This window comes from Rhizobium sp. No.120, from assembly GCF_054558365.1.
This window is the reverse complement of the sequence record NZ_BAAJNQ010000008.1, coordinates 1-16,046: the sequence shown is the minus strand read 5'-3', so window position 1 is coordinate 16,046 and position 16,046 is coordinate 1. Positions and strand designations below refer to the sequence as shown.

Annotated in this window: 17 protein-coding genes; 2 read left to right on the top strand and 15 right to left on the bottom strand. The window is 59.3% G+C overall.

The genetic code is table 11. The annotated features are described in order from the left end of the window. Positions 1-6 precede the first annotated feature (6 nt). The 5 genes from ACYJRZ_RS21015 to ACYJRZ_RS20995 form a co-directional block, all read right to left on the bottom strand. Positions 7-1,305 (bottom strand): TRAP transporter large permease, encoded by a 1,299-nt coding sequence (locus tag ACYJRZ_RS21015; protein WP_459462179.1) that lies wholly within the window; start codon positions 1,303-1,305, stop codon positions 7-9. A 4-nt stretch (positions 1,306-1,309) separates the two neighbouring features. Continuing rightward, the gene (locus ACYJRZ_RS21010; RefSeq protein ID WP_459462177.1) at positions 1,310-1,864 is read right to left on the bottom strand and encodes a TRAP transporter small permease; all 555 of its coding nucleotides are present in this window, start codon (positions 1,862-1,864) and stop codon (positions 1,310-1,312) included. A gap of 61 nt (positions 1,865-1,925) precedes the next feature. Next, entirely contained in the window at positions 1,926-2,969 is a 1,044-nt protein-coding gene (locus ACYJRZ_RS21005; RefSeq protein WP_459462175.1) for a TRAP transporter substrate-binding protein, read from the bottom strand. Between the two features lie 151 nt (positions 2,970-3,120). Continuing rightward, positions 3,121-3,609, bottom strand: a complete 489-nt coding sequence (locus ACYJRZ_RS21000; protein ID WP_459462173.1) for a MarR family winged helix-turn-helix transcriptional regulator — start codon at positions 3,607-3,609, stop codon at positions 3,121-3,123. A 20-nt stretch (positions 3,610-3,629) separates the two neighbouring features. Further along, on the bottom strand, positions 3,630-5,078 hold the full coding sequence (locus ACYJRZ_RS20995; RefSeq protein WP_459462171.1) for an aldehyde dehydrogenase: 1,449 nt from the start codon (positions 5,076-5,078) through the stop codon (positions 3,630-3,632). A 245-nt stretch (positions 5,079-5,323) separates the two neighbouring features. Here ACYJRZ_RS20995 and ACYJRZ_RS20990 point away from each other — a divergent pair, with 245 nt between their 5' ends. After that, positions 5,324-6,247: a ketopantoate reductase family protein gene (locus ACYJRZ_RS20990; protein WP_459462169.1), complete on the top strand. Its 924-nt coding sequence runs from the start codon at positions 5,324-5,326 to the stop codon at positions 6,245-6,247. A gap of 180 nt (positions 6,248-6,427) precedes the next feature. Here ACYJRZ_RS20990 and ACYJRZ_RS20985 read toward each other — a convergent pair whose 3' ends face one another. The 10 genes from ACYJRZ_RS20985 to iaaH form a co-directional block, all read right to left on the bottom strand. After that, the gene (locus ACYJRZ_RS20985; protein ID WP_459462167.1) at positions 6,428-7,411 is read right to left on the bottom strand and encodes a branched-chain amino acid ABC transporter permease; all 984 of its coding nucleotides are present in this window, start codon (positions 7,409-7,411) and stop codon (positions 6,428-6,430) included. Beyond that, positions 7,408-8,268 carry a branched-chain amino acid ABC transporter permease gene (locus ACYJRZ_RS20980; RefSeq protein ID WP_459462165.1) on the bottom strand — a complete coding sequence of 287 codons (861 nt, stop codon included), beginning with the start codon at positions 8,266-8,268 and terminating at the stop codon, positions 7,408-7,410. Before ACYJRZ_RS20980 ends, ACYJRZ_RS20985 begins: the two co-directional genes overlap by 4 nt. Before the next feature lies 1 nt (position 8,269). Further along, on the bottom strand, positions 8,270-8,965 hold the full coding sequence (locus tag ACYJRZ_RS20975; protein ID WP_459462163.1) for an ABC transporter ATP-binding protein: 696 nt from the start codon (positions 8,963-8,965) through the stop codon (positions 8,270-8,272). Next, the gene (locus tag ACYJRZ_RS20970) at positions 8,949-9,710 is read right to left on the bottom strand and encodes an ABC transporter ATP-binding protein (RefSeq protein ID WP_459462161.1); all 762 of its coding nucleotides are present in this window, start codon (positions 9,708-9,710) and stop codon (positions 8,949-8,951) included. Before ACYJRZ_RS20970 ends, ACYJRZ_RS20975 begins: the two co-directional genes overlap by 17 nt. Beyond that, positions 9,707-11,014: an ABC transporter substrate-binding protein gene (locus tag ACYJRZ_RS20965; protein WP_459462159.1), complete on the bottom strand. Its 1,308-nt coding sequence runs from the start codon at positions 11,012-11,014 to the stop codon at positions 9,707-9,709. Before ACYJRZ_RS20965 ends, ACYJRZ_RS20970 begins: the two co-directional genes overlap by 4 nt. Before the next feature lie 262 nt (positions 11,015-11,276). After that, on the bottom strand, positions 11,277-11,777 hold the full coding sequence (locus ACYJRZ_RS20960) for a nitrile hydratase accessory protein (protein ID WP_459462602.1): 501 nt from the start codon (positions 11,775-11,777) through the stop codon (positions 11,277-11,279). Continuing rightward, a complete protein-coding gene (locus ACYJRZ_RS20955) occupies positions 11,777-12,130 on the bottom strand; it encodes an SH3-like domain-containing protein (protein ID WP_459462157.1) in 354 nt (117 codons plus the stop codon). The genes ACYJRZ_RS20960 and ACYJRZ_RS20955 overlap by 1 nt, the downstream gene beginning before the upstream one ends. After that, positions 12,120-12,443, bottom strand: a complete 324-nt coding sequence (locus ACYJRZ_RS20950; protein WP_459462155.1) for a hypothetical protein — start codon at positions 12,441-12,443, stop codon at positions 12,120-12,122. Before ACYJRZ_RS20950 ends, ACYJRZ_RS20955 begins: the two co-directional genes overlap by 11 nt. Positions 12,444-12,456: 13 nt before the next feature. After that, positions 12,457-13,065: a nitrile hydratase subunit alpha gene (nthA, locus tag ACYJRZ_RS20945; RefSeq protein ID WP_459462153.1), complete on the bottom strand. Its 609-nt coding sequence runs from the start codon at positions 13,063-13,065 to the stop codon at positions 12,457-12,459. A 133-nt stretch (positions 13,066-13,198) separates the two neighbouring features. After that, complete coding sequence (iaaH, locus tag ACYJRZ_RS20940) at positions 13,199-14,605, bottom strand: indoleacetamide hydrolase (RefSeq protein ID WP_459462151.1); 1,407 nt, start codon at positions 14,603-14,605, stop codon at positions 13,199-13,201. A gap of 261 nt (positions 14,606-14,866) precedes the next feature. Between iaaH and ACYJRZ_RS20935 the strand changes: the two genes are divergently transcribed. Continuing rightward, on the top strand, positions 14,867-15,592 hold the full coding sequence (locus ACYJRZ_RS20935; protein WP_459462149.1) for a response regulator transcription factor: 726 nt from the start codon (positions 14,867-14,869) through the stop codon (positions 15,590-15,592). Positions 15,593-16,046: the final 454 nt, after the last annotated feature.

The following is a 16,046-nucleotide window of genomic DNA, read 5'->3' as shown; positions in this document are numbered from 1 at the left end:
ACTATGTTAGAGGTGGCTGGGAAGCCAGGTCGCAAGGATTGGAAAGGCAATGAGGAGCGCTAGCCGGACGAGATCGGTGACGATGAAGGGGGTAACGCCTTTGAAGATTTTCGAGAAGCTTAGCTCCGGCACGACGCTCTTGATGACGAAGACGTTCATGCCCACCGGCGGATGAATGAGCCCGAGTTCCACGGTCATGACAATAATGACAGCAAACCAGATCGGATCGAACCCGAGCGACAGAATGACCGGATAGACGATCGGAACCGTCAGGATGATCATCGCCATGGCATCCATAAGGCAGCCAAGGACGATGTACATCAACAGGATCAGCAAGAGTACGCCATAGGGATTCAAGCCAAGCCCGGTCAGGAATGCCGTTACCTTCTGCGGCGTACCGGTAATCGTGAGGAAATAGCCGAAGATCAATGCACCGATGAGGACGGTGAAAACGGCTGCAGCCGTGCGCGTCGCCTGCAAAAGCGACGTCAGGATTTGGCGTCGCCCGAGCTTGCGGCGGAGAACCCCAATGATGAACGCGCCGCCAGCACCGACACCACCAGCCTCCGTCGGTGTGAAGAGACCGCCATAGAGACCGCCGATCACGAACACGAAAAGAGCGAGCGGCGCCCAGATGTCCTTGATCGCCTGGAAGCGCTCGCTCCACGAGCTTTTGGCCGCCGCCGGCAGCAGGTTGGGACGCACGGCGCCTAAAATGACGATCGTCGTCATATACATGAGGACGGCGATTATTCCCGGAATTAGGCCCGCCATGAACAGCTTGCTGATATCCTGCTCGGTGATGATTCCGTAAACGACGAGCACGGTCGAGGGCGGGAACATCGCGCCCAGCGTCCCGCCGGCTGCGATCGTGCCCGCGGCGAAAGAGTCTGGATATTTCAGCCGCCGCATCTCGGGATAAGCGACCGTGGAGAAGGTTGCAGCAGTGGCAACCGATGAGCCGGAAATGGCGGCAAAGCCACCGCAGGCGAGGATCGTGGCCAGCCCCAGGCCGCCTTTCAAATGGCCAATGAGCGTGTTGGCGGCGCGGAACAGTTCCCGGCTCATGCCGGAATTGGAAACGAACGCCCCCATCAGCAGGAACATGGGGATGACGCCGAACGTGTAGTCGGTGACGGTGCGCATCGACGTCTGGCCGATCAGCTTCAGCGCTGGGCCGAATCCGGCAAGAAGGCCGAAGCCTGTTACACCGACGAGGCCCATGGCCATGCCGACGGGAACGCGCAGCAGCATAAGCGCGAAGAGAACGACAAATCCGGAAATGGCGACAAGGTTCTGTGTCATAAGCTTATTCCACCGGATCGTTGACGTGCTCTTCATTCACACGGTGCGGGTAAAAGACGAGGCGGAACGTGCGCACGGCGATCAGCAGCACGGCGGCAACGTCGCCAAGCCAGGCAACGAGAAAGAAGGGCCAGGTCGGAAGCTGCAGATCGTAGGTGAGGACATGCTGGGCGCGGGTCTGGACGACCTTGTCGAACAGCATGATGGTTTGCACCGTTACGACGAGGAGCAGGACGAGTGTGGCGAAGATGTCGATCGCCCGCTTGTATTTCGGGCCAACATTCTCCCAGACGAGATCAACTGTGATATGCGCGCCCCGATAGCTGGTGGCAGCAATCCCCCAGAAGATAAGGATACCCAGGAACAGGCGTCCGAAGTCATAACCATCGGGAATGGAATAGGAAAAGAAATAGCGCAGCATGACCGAAATGAAGATGTCCGCAGCGACAAGTCCGACAAATCCGGCAGCGATCCATTCAATCCCGGCGATGAAGCGATCCATGCCGTTTTGCGGCGGCTGGACGGCAGGTGCTTGGCCTTCTGTTATTTCAGGCGTCATGGTTTCCTCCCATTTGCCCTGAGCGATGGACCGGCCCCTGACGGGACCGGTCCGACCCGCATCAGAAGGCGGCGTTATTGTCGGAAAGGCTTTTCTTCAGGTCATCGAGTACTTGCTTAGGGTCGCCCCCCTTCGCGGTAACCTGCTTTTCCCAGCTGCTCTGCAGCGGAGCTACGGCCTTGCGCCACAAATCGATCTGCTCCGGCGTCAGTTCCACGACCTCATGGCCGGCGGCCGCCTTCATGCGCGCGCGGCCGGCATGCTCAAACGCGGTCCAGGCGGAGGAGAGCTTGACGGCCCATTCCGTGTTGCAATGGGCGTCGAGCACTTTTTTCTGCTCGGGTGAGGCGTTGTCGTAGACATCTTTATTCATCGACCAGGTGTAGGCGGTCGTATAAAGCGGGACGTCGAGCGTGTATTTCGTCACCTTGTCGATGCCGAACAGGAAGACCGAATTCCATGGGAATGTGATGGCGTCGGCAATGCCGCGCTCCAGTGCATCGCGTGATTCCGGCGCTGATGCCTGAATATTGGTACCGCCGAGAAGCGTCACCATTTCGCCTATGGTCTGTTGCGCGGGGCGGACTTTCAGACCCTTCAGGTCGCTGGGTAGAACGATCTTCTTGACCGAATGCAGGCTGCCCGGATCATGTACAAAAGCGAGGCAGAAATGCGTATCCGCCATCTCCTTGCCAGCATATTTGCGATACCAGCTATCGACCGCGGCCGTGCCGCCCGCCGCATTCGCAATCGTGAAGGGAAGCTGAGCAGCATTGATCAGCGGGAACCGGCCCGGCTGATAGCCGGGGCTGACATAACCGACATCGGCAATGCCATCCCGCACCATGTCATAATGGTCGAATGCCTTGCCAAGCTGCTCGGCCGGAAAGATCGAGGCGGTAATGGTGCCACCGGAATCCTTGGCGATGCTGTCGGCCCAATCCTGCGCGGATTTCACGAGTGGATGCGTCGGTGGCACCCAGAGCGAAATCTTCAGGTTAATCGGCTTATCCGCAGCCGCCGCGGACGAAACAGCGCCGCCCAAAAGCGATCCAAGCCCCATAGCGGCAATTATGAGACCGCTTTTCAGAATTCTGTCGAACATGTCTTCCTCCTTGTTGAAGGCTGCAGGCAAGCCGCAACCGTTTCCGGCTCTCCTCAAAGCCGAATTGCGCGGGAAATCCCGGGGTTCGAAATGTCTTCCAATCGCCAGCGAAGCGTTGCCGTAGGGGCGGCCAGCGACGCTGTGAGCGACTTCAGCCTTTGCCGAGCGCGCCGACAATCCTTGCCAGGATCGCGATCAGCGCCTCCTTGTCCTTTCCGACGATCGCATCGAGACGGCGGTCATGCTCGCGCGCGACGGCGTGCAGCCGCTGATGCATTTTGCGACCCTCGTCCGTGAGGCTGACACTGTAGCTGCGCTGATCGTTCGGGTTTTGTCGCCGTTCGATCAGGCCGCGAATTGCAAGCCCCTTCAGCGTCGAGGTCAAGGTCGAGCGGTCGCGACCGCAGACCCTGCTCAAGTCCGAAGGGGTCAGCTCGTCATATTCGGAGAGGATCGTCAGGATCGAATACCAGCCCGGCTTCAGGTCGCTCTTTTCAAGCATTGCGCTGAACGCCTGGAAAGAAACCTCTTGAGCCACGCGAAGGTGATAACCGACGACGTCCCTGAAGGCCGTCGGGATGAGAACGTCGCTTTCGTTTTCGCTCGGCAAATCTTCGGCTGTTTTGGCTGATACTGTCACGATCGCTCTCCGTTGTGCCTTCAAAACGGGTAATGCTGGTGTGCGTCTTCCACCGTGATCCAACGCAGATCGGTGAATTCCGCAACCGCTGCACGTCCGCCGAAGCGGCCGTAACCTGAAGCCTTGACCCCACCAAACGGCATTTGAGCTTCGTCATGCACGGTCGGGCCATTTATGTGGCAAATCCCGCTTTCAATTCGGCGGGCAACGGCCATGGCGCGCTCGACATTCCGGCTGAAGACGGCAGATGATAAGCCATATTCCGTATCATTCGCGACGCGGATCGCCTCTTCATCGCCATTCACACGGATGACGCTTTTGGCCGGACCGAAGGATTCTTCGGAATAGATGCGCATCTCGGGCGTGACATGATCGACGAGCGTTGCTGCCATGATGGAACCATTATGCGTACCACCGGCAACGAGTACCGCACCTTTGGCAATAGCGTCATCGACCATTTCCTGCACTCGCTCGGCCGCCTCGGGCGTGACGAGTGAACCCAGAACGACGTGACCGCGCGGATCGCCGACCGGAAGCGCCTTCGCCTTGGCCGCTAGCTTTTCAACGAAAGCATCCGCCACCTTCGTATCGACGATGATGCGCTCCGTCGACATGCAGATCTGGCCCTGATTCATGTAGGCGCCGAAAGCGGCGGCATTGACTGCCGCATCGAGATCGGCGTCATCGAGAACGATGAAGGGCGCCTTGCCGCCGAGCTCGAGAAGAACCGGCTTGAGATGCTCGGCCGCAAGCTTGGCGATGATTTTGCCGACGCGGGTAGAGCCGGTGAAGTTAATGCGCTTGACGGCCGGATGGGCGACCAGCGTCTCAACGACCTTGGCCGCATCGGCCGGTGCGTTGGTGACGACATTGACGACACCATTGGGGAAGCCCGCTTCTCGCAGCACCTGGCCGATGAGCCGATGCGTGCCAGGGCACATCTCGGAGGCTTTCAGGATGACCGTGTTGCCACAGGCAAGTGGCATGGCGATTGCGCGCGTGCCGAGGATGACGGGAGCATTCCAGGGCGCAATTCCAATGCAGACGCCGGCTGGCTGGCGAATGCCCATGGCAAGTGTGCCGGGCTTGTCGGACGGGATGATCTCGCCGGAAATCTGCGTCGTCATCGCTGCGGCCTCGCGCAGGATGTTGGCGGCGAACATGGTATTGAACCCGCCCCAGGGCGCGGTTGCACCCGTTTCGGCGGTCATCAGGCGGATGAATTCGCCCGCCTTGGAATCCATGATATCGGCCGCCTTCAAGAGCAGCTTGCGGCGTTCGCCCGGACCCGATGCCGACCATTGCGCGAAGGCCGCGGCGGCAGCATCGGCCGCGGCATGGGCGTCGTCCGCCTGGCCGGCGGGCGCCTTGGTCGCGATCTCTCCGGTCACGGGATCGATGCGCTCATATACCCCGCCCGAAAGGGCTGCGCGGTCTTCATTGTTGATCAAAAGCTGAATGTTATCCATGATCCTCCTCCTCGGACGGCAAGGTCGCGTCGGTTGTAAACCGCCACGCTGCTCTGTGCAGATACGCCAGTCATTATGCTGTGCCTGTTCGCCCTGCCTCCTCTACACCTGAAGCTTATCCAACCTGCATCAGCCTCGCAAGATAGTTTGACATCAAAATATTTGACGTCAAACTATTTTGATGTGAGCATTGCGCGACCAAATGCGGCTGAGGATGGAAAGCCGAAAGCTATGGGAGGAAATGCATGAAGATCGCTGTTATCGGGGCTGGAGCCATGGGAAGCCTGTTCGCCGCACGCTTGGCGGAAAAGGATCACTCGGTCTCTCTCGTCGAAGTCTCCCGCGTCATGATCGACACCATCGACGAGAAGGGGCTTCGGATGACCGGCCTCTTTGGTGAGAAGGCCTATAGCCTGCCGATCGCTCTGGCGGCTCATTATGCTGAGGCCTTCGAACTGTTGATCGTATTCACCAAGGGCATGTACACGACCGCTGCGATGGAAGCTGCGAAACACCTCCTCGGCCCGCAGACATGGGTGCTCACCGTTCAAAACGGCATAGGCAATGTCGAGGCGATCGAGGCCTTCCTGCCACGAGACCGCATCGTCATGGGCATGACCAACTGGCCCTCGACGCTGATCGAACCGGGCCTGATCACTGTTCCAGGTGAAGGCGAGATCAAGGTATGGGCGGCGAACGGTCAAGCCTCCGCAAGACTGGAAGCGATCAGCCGCGCCTTGGACGAGGCGGGCCTCAACTGCAAGCTGGACCCAGATGTCGAAGTGAGCATCTGGGAGAAGCTCGCCTTCAATTCAGCACTCAATTCACTGGCAGCAGTCACGGCATTGACGGTCGGCGAAATGGGCGACCGGCAGGAAGCCCGAGACATCGCTTTCGCGATTATCGATGAGGTTGTCGCCGTCGCAAAGGCGCGCGGTCTTGCCGTCGACACCGATCATATTCGAGAGTCGATCGAACACGCCTTTGCCAATCATGGGCAGCATAAACCATCCATGTTGCAGGATCGGCTTGCCGGCCGGCGTATGGAAATCTCCACGATCACCGGGGCCGTCAGCAAGGCGGGCACGACGCTTAACGTTGCAACACCTGTGACGACGACGTTTGCCAATCTGCTGACCATTTTTGACGATGCCGGCCCGGTCGCCTAGACATCTCGGGCGGAGGCTTATGCGAGACCTGGACTCGCATTTCTGTTCTTGAAATAGAACCTGATTGGAATGGCGAATCCGCAACTGGATTGATCCTGGGAATAAATTCGATATAGGGCGCCCTGGCAAGCGTATCATCGGTGGGAAGTGGCCATCATTTCCTTCTGCTCCTTGTCCGGCTTACGCGCTCTGGCCTGCTTCCCTCATTGAGCGGCGGATCGGCAGCAAATCGACCCTGATTACCGATTTCAGGAGCCCCCAGGCTCCGCCCGGAACGAACAGCGTGACGCCGATCGCCAGCAGGCCCAGGATGATAAAATAAAACGAGCCGATATTGCCCATGGTTTCGCGGAGCAGGAAATAGATCGCCACACCCACAATCGGCCCTTCGAGCGTCCCTATACCGCCTAGAATGACGGCGAAGAGGATGATCGCCATCCAGTTCATCGAAAAGCCCGCCGTCGGGCTTACCTGCAGGGCGACCATGTAATAGCAAGCCCCGGCCGCGCCACCGATCGCCGCTGCGATCAGAAGCACGTATGTCTGCGTCTTGCGGATGGTCACGCCCATGGCCTCAGCCGCGAGTGAACTGTCTTTCATAGCGCGTAGGGCCAGCCCGAAGCGACCGCGCATGAGACCGACGCAGGTCAGAAGCGCAATGAGCAGAACAATGGCTGCCGTCCCATAGGTGGCAAAAAGCCGGACCGAACGGTCGATGCCGCGCACCGCCGTCAGTGCGACGCCACCGCCGCCGCCGAGCACGGCGGTATGATAGACGATCAGCCGGACGACCTCGGAAATCACCCACGAACCAATGGCAAGCTGCGCGCCGGAGAGGCGAAACAGGATCGGCGTGATCAGCAGCCCAAAGGCTGCGCAGACCAGCGCCGAAATGATGACGAAGGGAAAGGGCGGCAGGCCGAGACCGTTGGCGACCAAGAAGAGCGTGTAGCCGCCGATGCCGATAAAGACCTGGAAGCCCATGAAGACGATGCCGCCGAAACCGGCAAGTAGGTTCCACATCAGGGCAATCGACAGCACTGCCGCGATTTCAGTCGTCAGCAGCACGGCATAACGCGAGCCGGCAAACGGAATCACAATTAGGACGGCAGCGATCAATCCGACTGTGACGAGCGACCGGGCGAAAGGCGAGGCGAGCGTCATGCACGTATCCTTTTGGTAAAGAGACCGCCCGGCATTAGCAGCAGGCCGAGGAGAAAGACGACGTGGCCAACAAGCGGCCCCAGGCTTGGGACGACGAACGTACCGGCCGCCTGAGAGATGCCGAGAATGATGCCACCGGCGAGCGTTCCCCAGATCGAGCCGAGCCCGCCGAGGATCACCGCCTCGAAGGCGAAAAGCATCCGCTCCGGCCCCGTAGACGGGTCGAACGTGCCGCGCATCCCGTAGAAGATCGCGGCAACGGCGGAAATCGCCAGCGCAAAGCCCATGGCATTGGCAAAGACGCGGCGTGTCCCGATGCCCATCAGTTGCGCGACCGCTTCATTGTCCGAGGTCGCCCGGACCGCGCGGCCAAAGCGCGTGCGGCCAAAGACGGCGGCGGTGAGTGCAAAAATCCCGACCGCTACCGCCAGCGTAAGAAGCGGCAGAACACCGATGGCCACCGAGCCGATATTGATGGCAGCCGTTCCGAGCGGGCCGGGATCGAGACTCTTCGTATCGGCGCTGAAAAGCTGCAACATGACATTCTGCAGAATGACCGACAGACCGAAGGTCACGAGAATGGGCGGCATCTCCCCACGCCCCAACGTTCGCTCGATGACGAAGCGCTGCAAGAGCCATCCGATCACAAACATGATCGGCACCACGATGGGCAGTGCCAGCAGCGGATGGATGCCGAGATGCGTCATGAGCAGCAAGGCCAGAAAGGCCGAGAAGACGATGAAGTCGCCATGTGCCAGGTTGATCTGCCGCATGAGACCGAGGCAGAGCGACAGTCCGAGACCATAGAGGCCGTAAAGTGCGCCGACCAACGCGCCGTTGATGAGTGTTTCCAGCATATCAGCTCATCCCGAAATAGGCGTTTGAGATTTCCACCCTGTCAGCCGACTTGGATGCGCCGGAAAGCACGATCTGACCATGGCGCATGCAGGCGAAGCGATCCGAGGCGGAGAGCGCGCGGGCAATGTCCTGCTCAACGATCACCGTCGTTAGCCCCTCGTCTCGCAGCTTCTGAAGCGCTGAATAGACGATATCGACGGCAGCCGGCGAGAGACCAAGCGAGAGTTCGTCGCAGAGCAGAACGTCAGGATTGGACATGAGCGCGCGACCGACGGCGACGAGCTGCTGCTGTCCGCCCGAAAGCGCCATGGACGGACGGTGGCGGAATTCCGCGACCGTCGGAAAGATCTCGTAGACGCGTTCGATGTTCCATCCGCCCGACCGGCGTGAATGCGCGCCGACAAGCAAATTCTCCTCCACCGTGAGGCTCGGGAAGAGCTGCCGCCCCTCGGGCACCAGCGCCAGCCCATGAGCGACGATGTCCATGGGGGTGAGACCGGCAATGTCGCGGCCATTGACCGAGACGCTGCCTTTCTGCGGCTTCAGCCGACCGGTCATCACGGCAAAGGTCGTGGTCTTGCCGGCGCCGTTCGCCCCGATCAACGCGAGCGTCTCGCCCCGCGCAACATTGAGGTCGAAGCCGAACAGGACCGGCAGCGGGCCATAGGATGCCCGCAAGTCAGTGATCGATATCATCGATGTCAGGCTCCATGCCCAGATAGATTTGACGCACCTTCGGCATCCGCATCGTCTCATGCGGCTCGCCATGCGCGATGATGCGTCCTTCACCAAGCACCGCGAGTTCGTCAGCGGCATGTGTCAGGACGTGAACCAGATGTTCGATCCAGATGATCGCAAGGCCGCTTGCCGCGAGCGACTTCACGATGCCCGCAACGCCGGCGGCCTCGTCATCTGTCAACCCACCGGCAATTTCGTCGAGCAGGAGGACCGAAGGCTTGGTAGCCAGCGCTCGCGCAAGCTCCAGCCGTTTGCGGTCAAGCAGCGGGAGCCCGCCGGCAATCAGGTCGCCTCGGCTCTTGAGCCCGCAGATTTCCAACGCCTGCAGCGCCGCCTCTTCCGCCGCGCGCCCTTTGAGAGCTCCCGCAAACGCGGCGGCGACCAGCGCATTTTCGTAGACCGACATGTGCGAGAAGGTTTGCGGGACCTGGAACGTCCGACCGATGCCGGCAGCTGCGCGCGCCGAAGCGCCAAGCGAGGTCACGTCCCGCCCGGCAAGGAATACTTTGCCGGACGAGGGCGCGAAGGCTCCCGAAATCACACTGAACAAGGTCGTCTTACCGGAGCCGTTTGGGCCGATGATTCCGAGAATTTTCCCGTGATCAACTTCGATGCTGACACCGTCCAGGACGATCGGTCCGCCATAGGACTTCACGACATTTTCGACAATGAGCGACCTGGTTGTATCAGTCGCCGGCATCATCCAGCCTTCCTGGCCAAGTCCATCGTGAAGTCGGCCTGGATTGGAACTTCAGGAGCGTTCTTGTTGTAGGTCACCTTCAGGTCATAGGTACCATCCGGCTGAAGACGCCATTGGCCGCCTGCGATCTTGAGCTTGGCAACATTCTTGATTGGGCTTCCGACCCAGTCGATATCGCCGACAATAGTCGTCATCCTAGTCGACTTGATGACTGCCTGGATTGCATCCGGATCGGTCGGATCGGCGGCATTCTTCAACGCATTGATCCCCAGTTCCCACAGGGCATGGACAACACCTATCGGCTGTGTCCAACGCTTGCCCGATGACTTGGAATATTCAGCGGCGATCTCGACGCATGACTGCCCCGTCAGCGTCGACTTGAAGGGGTAGTTCGGCGTCCACCAGATTTCCGTCGACATTCCGTCTCCGGCCTTGCCGAGAGCCTCGATGCCGGACGGGAAAAGCAGAGCTTTGGCGGGCGTGGCAATCTTCGGCTTGAAGCCGAGCTGCTGCGCCTGACGCCAGAACACGGCCCATTCCGGTGGAGAGAAGAGACCGGTCACGATATCGCAGCCGGCATCGCGGAAAGCGACGATTTGGCGCGAGAAATCATCTGCGCCCGGCTGGAACTCGCCGACGTCGACAATTGAGTAGCCGCCCTTGCCCAAAGATGCGGGGAAACCGATTTCGGCATTGCCGAAGACCTTGCCGGGCGGATCGTTTGACCAGACCGTGCCCACTTTCTTGTTGGTGGTCTGCGAATCCCATATACCGATAAAGGTCGAGATGATGTCCTCGATACCCCAGAAGAAATGGTTCACATACTTGAACCCGACGTCCGGCTTGCCCTTGAGCGGGAACATCCAGCCCTGCCACGGATCCATCGTGGTGATGCTCGGGATGCCCGCGGTTTCGCATTGTGATGCGACCGGAACATTGGTCAGCGCACCCTGCGCCAGCATGAGATTGACGCCATCGCTGTTGATCAACTGGCTTGCCGAAGTGGCAGCGCGGTCGGAGTTCGACTGGTCATCAATGTCGGTGATCTCGACCTTGTACGTCTTGCCGTTGTTGACAAGCCCATCCTTCAACACCTCGCGCACCTTGCCGAGGATGAAAGGGTCCGCCTCGGCGAACGGCGCAAGCGCACCCGTCTTCGAGCTGACATAGCCAATCTTGATCGTCGGGCTGGCCGCGATAGCCGGAGCCGGCAGAACAGATGCCGCCGCTCCGGCGGCGGCACCGGCTCCTACGGCCTGCAGGAAGCTACGGCGAGTGAACCTCATGTTGTCGCGCGAGAATGTCATTGTTCTTCCTCTGTCGATTTTGTTGCCGTCGGTGCGGCTTTTTTTGCAGCTGCAGATCCGTCGATAGGCGGAAACTGGCAACCGATCTGCAGCATGATACGGGTGGGCGTACGAGGGCGGGATCAACAGTTTTGCGGATAATTCCGGTTTTGCTGTCCCGGGGATTCGCGCTTCAAGTTCAGGCAAAAAGGCGAAAGCGGCACCCTTAGGTCCCGCAATCGGTCGCTCGCCTAAAAGTGGGATCTCATTCGTGGAGGAGAGACTAGGCTGTCGCTCGCCGGCTCGCCGGGCTGACAGCGATCGGGCCTATATCCGCATCGTGGTCACCGGCATGACAATGATGATGTTCATGCCCGTGGTGGATATGCTCATGTGCGTGCTCAAGCTCTTGAAGCGCACCTGGAGGGATCGGCGCAAGCCCCTTTCTGAAGTCGATCGGCTTGCCATGTTCCGTATGAAAATAGGACCGTCGCCAGTGTTCCTCGTATTCCTCAACCTCCCCGCCGCTTATCAGACCACGCGCCGCGACGATCTTTTCCAATGCCTGCGTCCATTGACGGTAATAGGCCGTGTTGACATCCTCATCGTCTCTTTGGGGCGCGGTTTCGATTTCGCGTGAGAAAGCCGCAGCCCACTCCGTCCATGTGAAATGCCCGGCCCGCGATAATTGCATTGTAAGCGCGAAGGCCTCTGCCTGCCACGGCTCGGAAAAGGCCGGCCCTTTGTCGAGCCATTGCTGATCAATCGTCAGGTCGCGGGGCATCACGACAAATCTCCCACCGTCAGATAGCTTTCCCAGAGGTTCAGGTAGACGGCTCCCGGTCCATCACTTCCCTTGCCCCATAGTGTTTTGCTTTCGAATCGTACGCGATAGAGATGATCGGGGCGTTCCCCGAGCCCGATCGAATGGGCATCCGGAAAGACATGCGCTCCCTCATACGCGACGATGGTCCCACGCTTATCGCGAGCATAGCCTGGAAGGCGCGTATGGGCGGAAATATTATCGTTGGTGGTCTTGATGGCGTCACCCACCTTGAATTTCGGCAGGGTCCCAATGGCGCGCAAAGTAGGCGCCCCGGTGGCGATGGCGACGGCGACCATCTCCTTAGGCAGCATCGTCAGCCTCCTTCGCCGCAAGCTCGGCGATCCGCGCTTCATATTCCTGAAGCGTGAAGACGCCCTTCGTCGTGAGGAGATCCTCAAGCGAGTAGAGCCAATGTTCGAAGTACGAGGTGTTCAAATATTCGACCGGCGGCATCCGCTCCATGGAGTAGCGGCTTTCATCGATGTTGAAGCAGCCGGCCGCCAGCGACAGGAGATTGACCGCAAAGGTCTTGGCTTCCCACTCCGCCTTAAACCTCGTGTCATCATCCGCGCGGTTGACCGGGCCGAAGCCCTGCATTCCGCCCATATCTGCTATCGATCTCATGATATTGCTCTTCTCAGACTGCCGAAGTCGCCAGCGGGACGCCAGCACCGATCATGGAATCGCGAGTGACTAGAGCTGCAAGCTTCTCCTCGCTCCAGTCCTCCGTACCGGCCGGACGCTCTGGCAGAACCATGTAGCGGATCTCCGCATTGCTGTCGTAGACTCTGACTTCGCGGTCGTCGGCAATATTCAGGCCGAATTCGGCAAGCACGGAGCGTGGCTCGATGACGATGCGGCTGCGATAAGGTGCGGATTTGTACCATGTCGGCGGCAAACCGAGGACTGTCCACGGATAGCAGGAGCACAGGGTGCAAACGATCACATTGTGAACGTCCCGTGTATTCTCCAGAATGACCATTGCCTCGCCTTGCAGGCCGCCGATCCCCATCTCCTTCAGGGCATCAGTCCCGTCTGCAAGCAATCGCGCCTTGAACGCCGGATCGAACCAGGCACGCGCCACAACTCCAGCACCGATGCGCGGGCCGAGCTTGTTCTGGAAAATATCGACGATTTCCGTCACCGCACCGGCGTCGATCTTGCCCTTTTCAACCATCAGCGTCTCGATCGCCTTGATCCGGAGCGCGAGTGTTGAAGGTGGCATCGTGTGATCGTCGTGGCTCATCGAAGTCCTCTGGAATATCACGAAATGGGCTAAGAATAGCGCCGATCGAGGGTTTCTTCATCAGCAATATTGAGGATAGGGGCGAGCCGCCGTTCGCCGGAAACGCACGCCATGAAGCGCTTCCGGTATCTCTTCATACCGGGGGTGACGGAACGGGAAAAAGCGTCTCGATCGCAAGCGAGAATGCCAAAAGCGCCTGATCCTGTCCGAACGGGAAGTCCAGTCCCAGGCCCACGGGCAGACCTGCCCGCGTGAGACCGACCGGAACGGAAACCCCAGGCAGGCTCGCGACGCTGCCGATATCCGTATTGTGAATGAGTGCTGGAAAGATAGGCAAGACCTTACCGGCGATTACTACCGTTGAGGACTGGTCAAGCTCCGGGGCCGGCAAACGGCAGGCGGGAAATGCGAGTGCGTCGACCCTGTTGGTCTTGAACACATCGGCATAGGCCGACGTCAAGGCAGGGAGATGCTCCGTCTTAGCGGCCTCGTAAGCCAAGGAACTGACGGCCGTCGCCGCATCGAGCTGGGCTAGAAGGATTTCACGCACATCCGGGCTCGCGACCTGATGGGCAACCTCCGCAAAGGTCAACGGTATTTCGTGATCGGCTAGGAATGCGGATAGTGCGAGCCTTCCTTCGTAGATCGAAATGGACATCGCGGCTGCGGCATAGGGCTCGGGAAGTGCTCGCGAATCGACCTCGACAAGCTCCGCGCCTTCAGCAACGAGCCGTTGAAGCGCCTCCATGCAGATCGCGGCGACCTCGGAATCGACGAGGTCCCAGAAATGCTTGTGGGGAATGCCGAGCCGAGTGCCCCTTATAGCCGACGCCAAAACCGGTGGTGATGATGTTACAACATTGTCCAGCAGCATCATGTCTGCCGCGGAGAGCGTGATCGGGCCTGGCGTATCCCGCGTCGTTGAAATCGGCACGATACCGGCAGTTGGCCACCGCCCGGTTGTCGGGCGGTAGCCCCATGCGCCGCAGAAGGCAGCAGGAATGCGCACCGAGCCGCCGGTATCGGTCCCGATGGAGGCCGGCACAAGCCGCGCGCCGACGGCTGCCCCGCTGCCACCGCTGGAGCCGCCCGAGGTGCGGGCCTCATCGAAGGGATTTCGCGGCGTGCCATAGGCGGCATTGGCGGACGTCGCGCCATAGGCCAGCTCGTGCATGCCGTTCTTGCCATAGGCAATCGCGCCAGCCTTCAGAAGCCGGGCCGCGACCGGCGCATCCTGCACCGGCCTAAAACTGCGAAGCGCTGGCGTTCCGCCCGTCGTAACATAGCCGGCGATATTGATGTTGTCCTTGAAGGCGATGGGCAGGCCATGCAACGGCCCCCGCAACCGTCCTGTTGCCCGCTCCGCATCCGCCTGACGCGCATCCCGAAGCACCCGATCCTGGTCAAGCGACACAAAGGCATCGATCGAGGCAAGGCTTGCCTTTCTCTTCAACAGATCGGTGACGAGTTCCTCAGCGCCGAGCATGCCCCGCGCCATGGCGGCGGAAACCTCGGTCAACGTGAATGCCTTGAGTGTCATTGTAGTGCCCGCACAAGATTTCGACATGTGAAGGGCTACCGAGATGACCGGCGTGCCACCATCCGCAATTTTGCTGGTGAATGATTGTTCTCATTAGTCCGGGCTGAGGAAAAGTCCCGTGGCTAGCGAGCCGGCACACTTTCCGGCTGGCAGGTTCATCTTAGACAAGTCGAAAACTCTTGATCTTTGGCACGTGGTTTGCTTCCATTCCTAAAAAGGGAACAAAGCGGACAAGAAGATTCCGCAATTATTGGGGGTCTCATGAGCGGGACTGCATTTGATTTGACATTCGATGAGGCCAGTCTGTTCGCGGATATTGTCGGAAGACTGACAAGCCCAGGCTCGGTGGAGATCAGGGAAACTGTCTTCCCTGACATCCTGCGCCTGATGCGGGCCGATGTATTGGCGTCATACAAATGGAACCCGAAAATAAGCTGTTATGATGAGCCGTTCGTGATCAACCAGTCCCCCGACAGCATCAAGGCTTACAGGAATTGGTTCCAGTATCGCGATCCCATGACCCGGCAATTGCGCAGCCTATGGCGTCCGGCCTATGTCGACGAAGTGATTTCAAAACCGGACTTGAGCAAGACGGAGTTCTTCAACGACTTTCTGATGAAGGACGGGCTTGATCATGGCATTAATGTCTTCCTCAAGGATAACGAACGAGCACTGGCGGATCTACGCATCTGGCGTACCAAGCGCCAACCGGACTTCGCGGACCGCGAAATCAACCTGTTAAAAGTCCTTGCGCCCCTACTCAAGCGCGCTCTGTCCGTCGCGCCTGACGTAACACTCTCCGTTCTGACCGATCGCGAGCGAGACGTCGCGCTCCTCACCGCACGCGGCTGCTCTGACAAAGACATTGCGCGCGTCCTCAACATCGGTTTTGCAACGGTGCGGACACATCTTACGCGCTGCCTTGAGAAGATGGGCTGCTCAAACAGGGCGGAACTCGCCGCCCGCGTCACAAGACTTTCGCAATAAATGGAAGGACCAGCCAACAAGGCGACCTTTCAAATCGCAGCGCTCCACTGATAGCGTTTTGTCAAAGTGGAAATCTCGTGAACGAGCGCTTGTGGAAGCTCTTGAAGGAGATTTTACTGCGGCCGCTGATAAGTTCCCGCGACCGCAGCCCAGAGCGATCTGATGATTCGGATTTGCTTCGGATGAATTTGAAACAGAAGCCAAACGCTAAAAGCTGCTAGATGCTTACGCGGAGTAGCTTAATGCTGAGAAGGTCAAATTTGGGTTTTGGTTTTGGTGGCAGGATTTGAACCGTTTGTTGCTTCGAACAGTCCACTGGACTGTCCGATCGAGCTATGCTCGAGCGCGCCTCACCCTTCAGGTTATGGTGCGCAGGACGACGAGCTAGCATCGCCAGCAAAGCGGAATGCTTTGCGCCAGCGATAGGGTCTTGGCGATGTATTCAGTTGGAGAG

Bases quoted from the DNA above. Each gene is read 5' to 3' on its own strand.
- ACYJRZ_RS21015 (WP_459462179.1), bottom strand. From the start codon at position 1,305: ATGACACAGAACCTTGTCGCCATTTCCGGATTTGTCGTTCTCTTCGCG.
- ACYJRZ_RS21010 (WP_459462177.1), bottom strand. From the start codon at position 1,864: ATGACGCCTGAAATAACAGAAGGCCAAGCACCTGCCGTCCAGCCGCCG.
- ACYJRZ_RS21005 (WP_459462175.1), bottom strand. From the start codon at position 2,969: ATGTTCGACAGAATTCTGAAAAGCGGTCTCATAATTGCCGCTATGGGG.
- ACYJRZ_RS20995 (WP_459462171.1), bottom strand. From the start codon at position 5,078: ATGGATAACATTCAGCTTTTGATCAACAATGAAGACCGCGCAGCCCTT.
- ACYJRZ_RS20990 (WP_459462169.1), top strand. From the start codon at position 5,324: ATGAAGATCGCTGTTATCGGGGCTGGAGCCATGGGAAGCCTGTTCGCC.
- ACYJRZ_RS20985 (WP_459462167.1), bottom strand. From the start codon at position 7,411: ATGACGCTCGCCTCGCCTTTCGCCCGGTCGCTCGTCACAGTCGGATTG.
- ACYJRZ_RS20980 (WP_459462165.1), bottom strand. From the start codon at position 8,268: ATGCTGGAAACACTCATCAACGGCGCGTTGGTCGGCGCACTTTACGGC.
- ACYJRZ_RS20975 (WP_459462163.1), bottom strand. From the start codon at position 8,965: ATGATATCGATCACTGACTTGCGGGCATCCTATGGCCCGCTGCCGGTC.
- ACYJRZ_RS20970 (WP_459462161.1), bottom strand. From the start codon at position 9,710: ATGATGCCGGCGACTGATACAACCAGGTCGCTCATTGTCGAAAATGTC.
- ACYJRZ_RS20965 (WP_459462159.1), bottom strand. From the start codon at position 11,014: ATGACATTCTCGCGCGACAACATGAGGTTCACTCGCCGTAGCTTCCTG.
- ACYJRZ_RS20960 (WP_459462602.1), bottom strand. From the start codon at position 11,777: ATGCCCCGCGACCTGACGATTGATCAGCAATGGCTCGACAAAGGGCCG.
- ACYJRZ_RS20955 (WP_459462157.1), bottom strand. From the start codon at position 12,130: ATGCTGCCTAAGGAGATGGTCGCCGTCGCCATCGCCACCGGGGCGCCT.
- ACYJRZ_RS20950 (WP_459462155.1), bottom strand. From the start codon at position 12,443: ATGAGATCGATAGCAGATATGGGCGGAATGCAGGGCTTCGGCCCGGTC.
- nthA (WP_459462153.1), bottom strand. From the start codon at position 13,065: ATGAGCCACGACGATCACACGATGCCACCTTCAACACTCGCGCTCCGG.
- iaaH (WP_459462151.1), bottom strand. From the start codon at position 14,605: ATGACACTCAAGGCATTCACGTTGACCGAGGTTTCCGCCGCCATGGCG.
- ACYJRZ_RS20935 (WP_459462149.1), top strand. From the start codon at position 14,867: ATGAGCGGGACTGCATTTGATTTGACATTCGATGAGGCCAGTCTGTTC.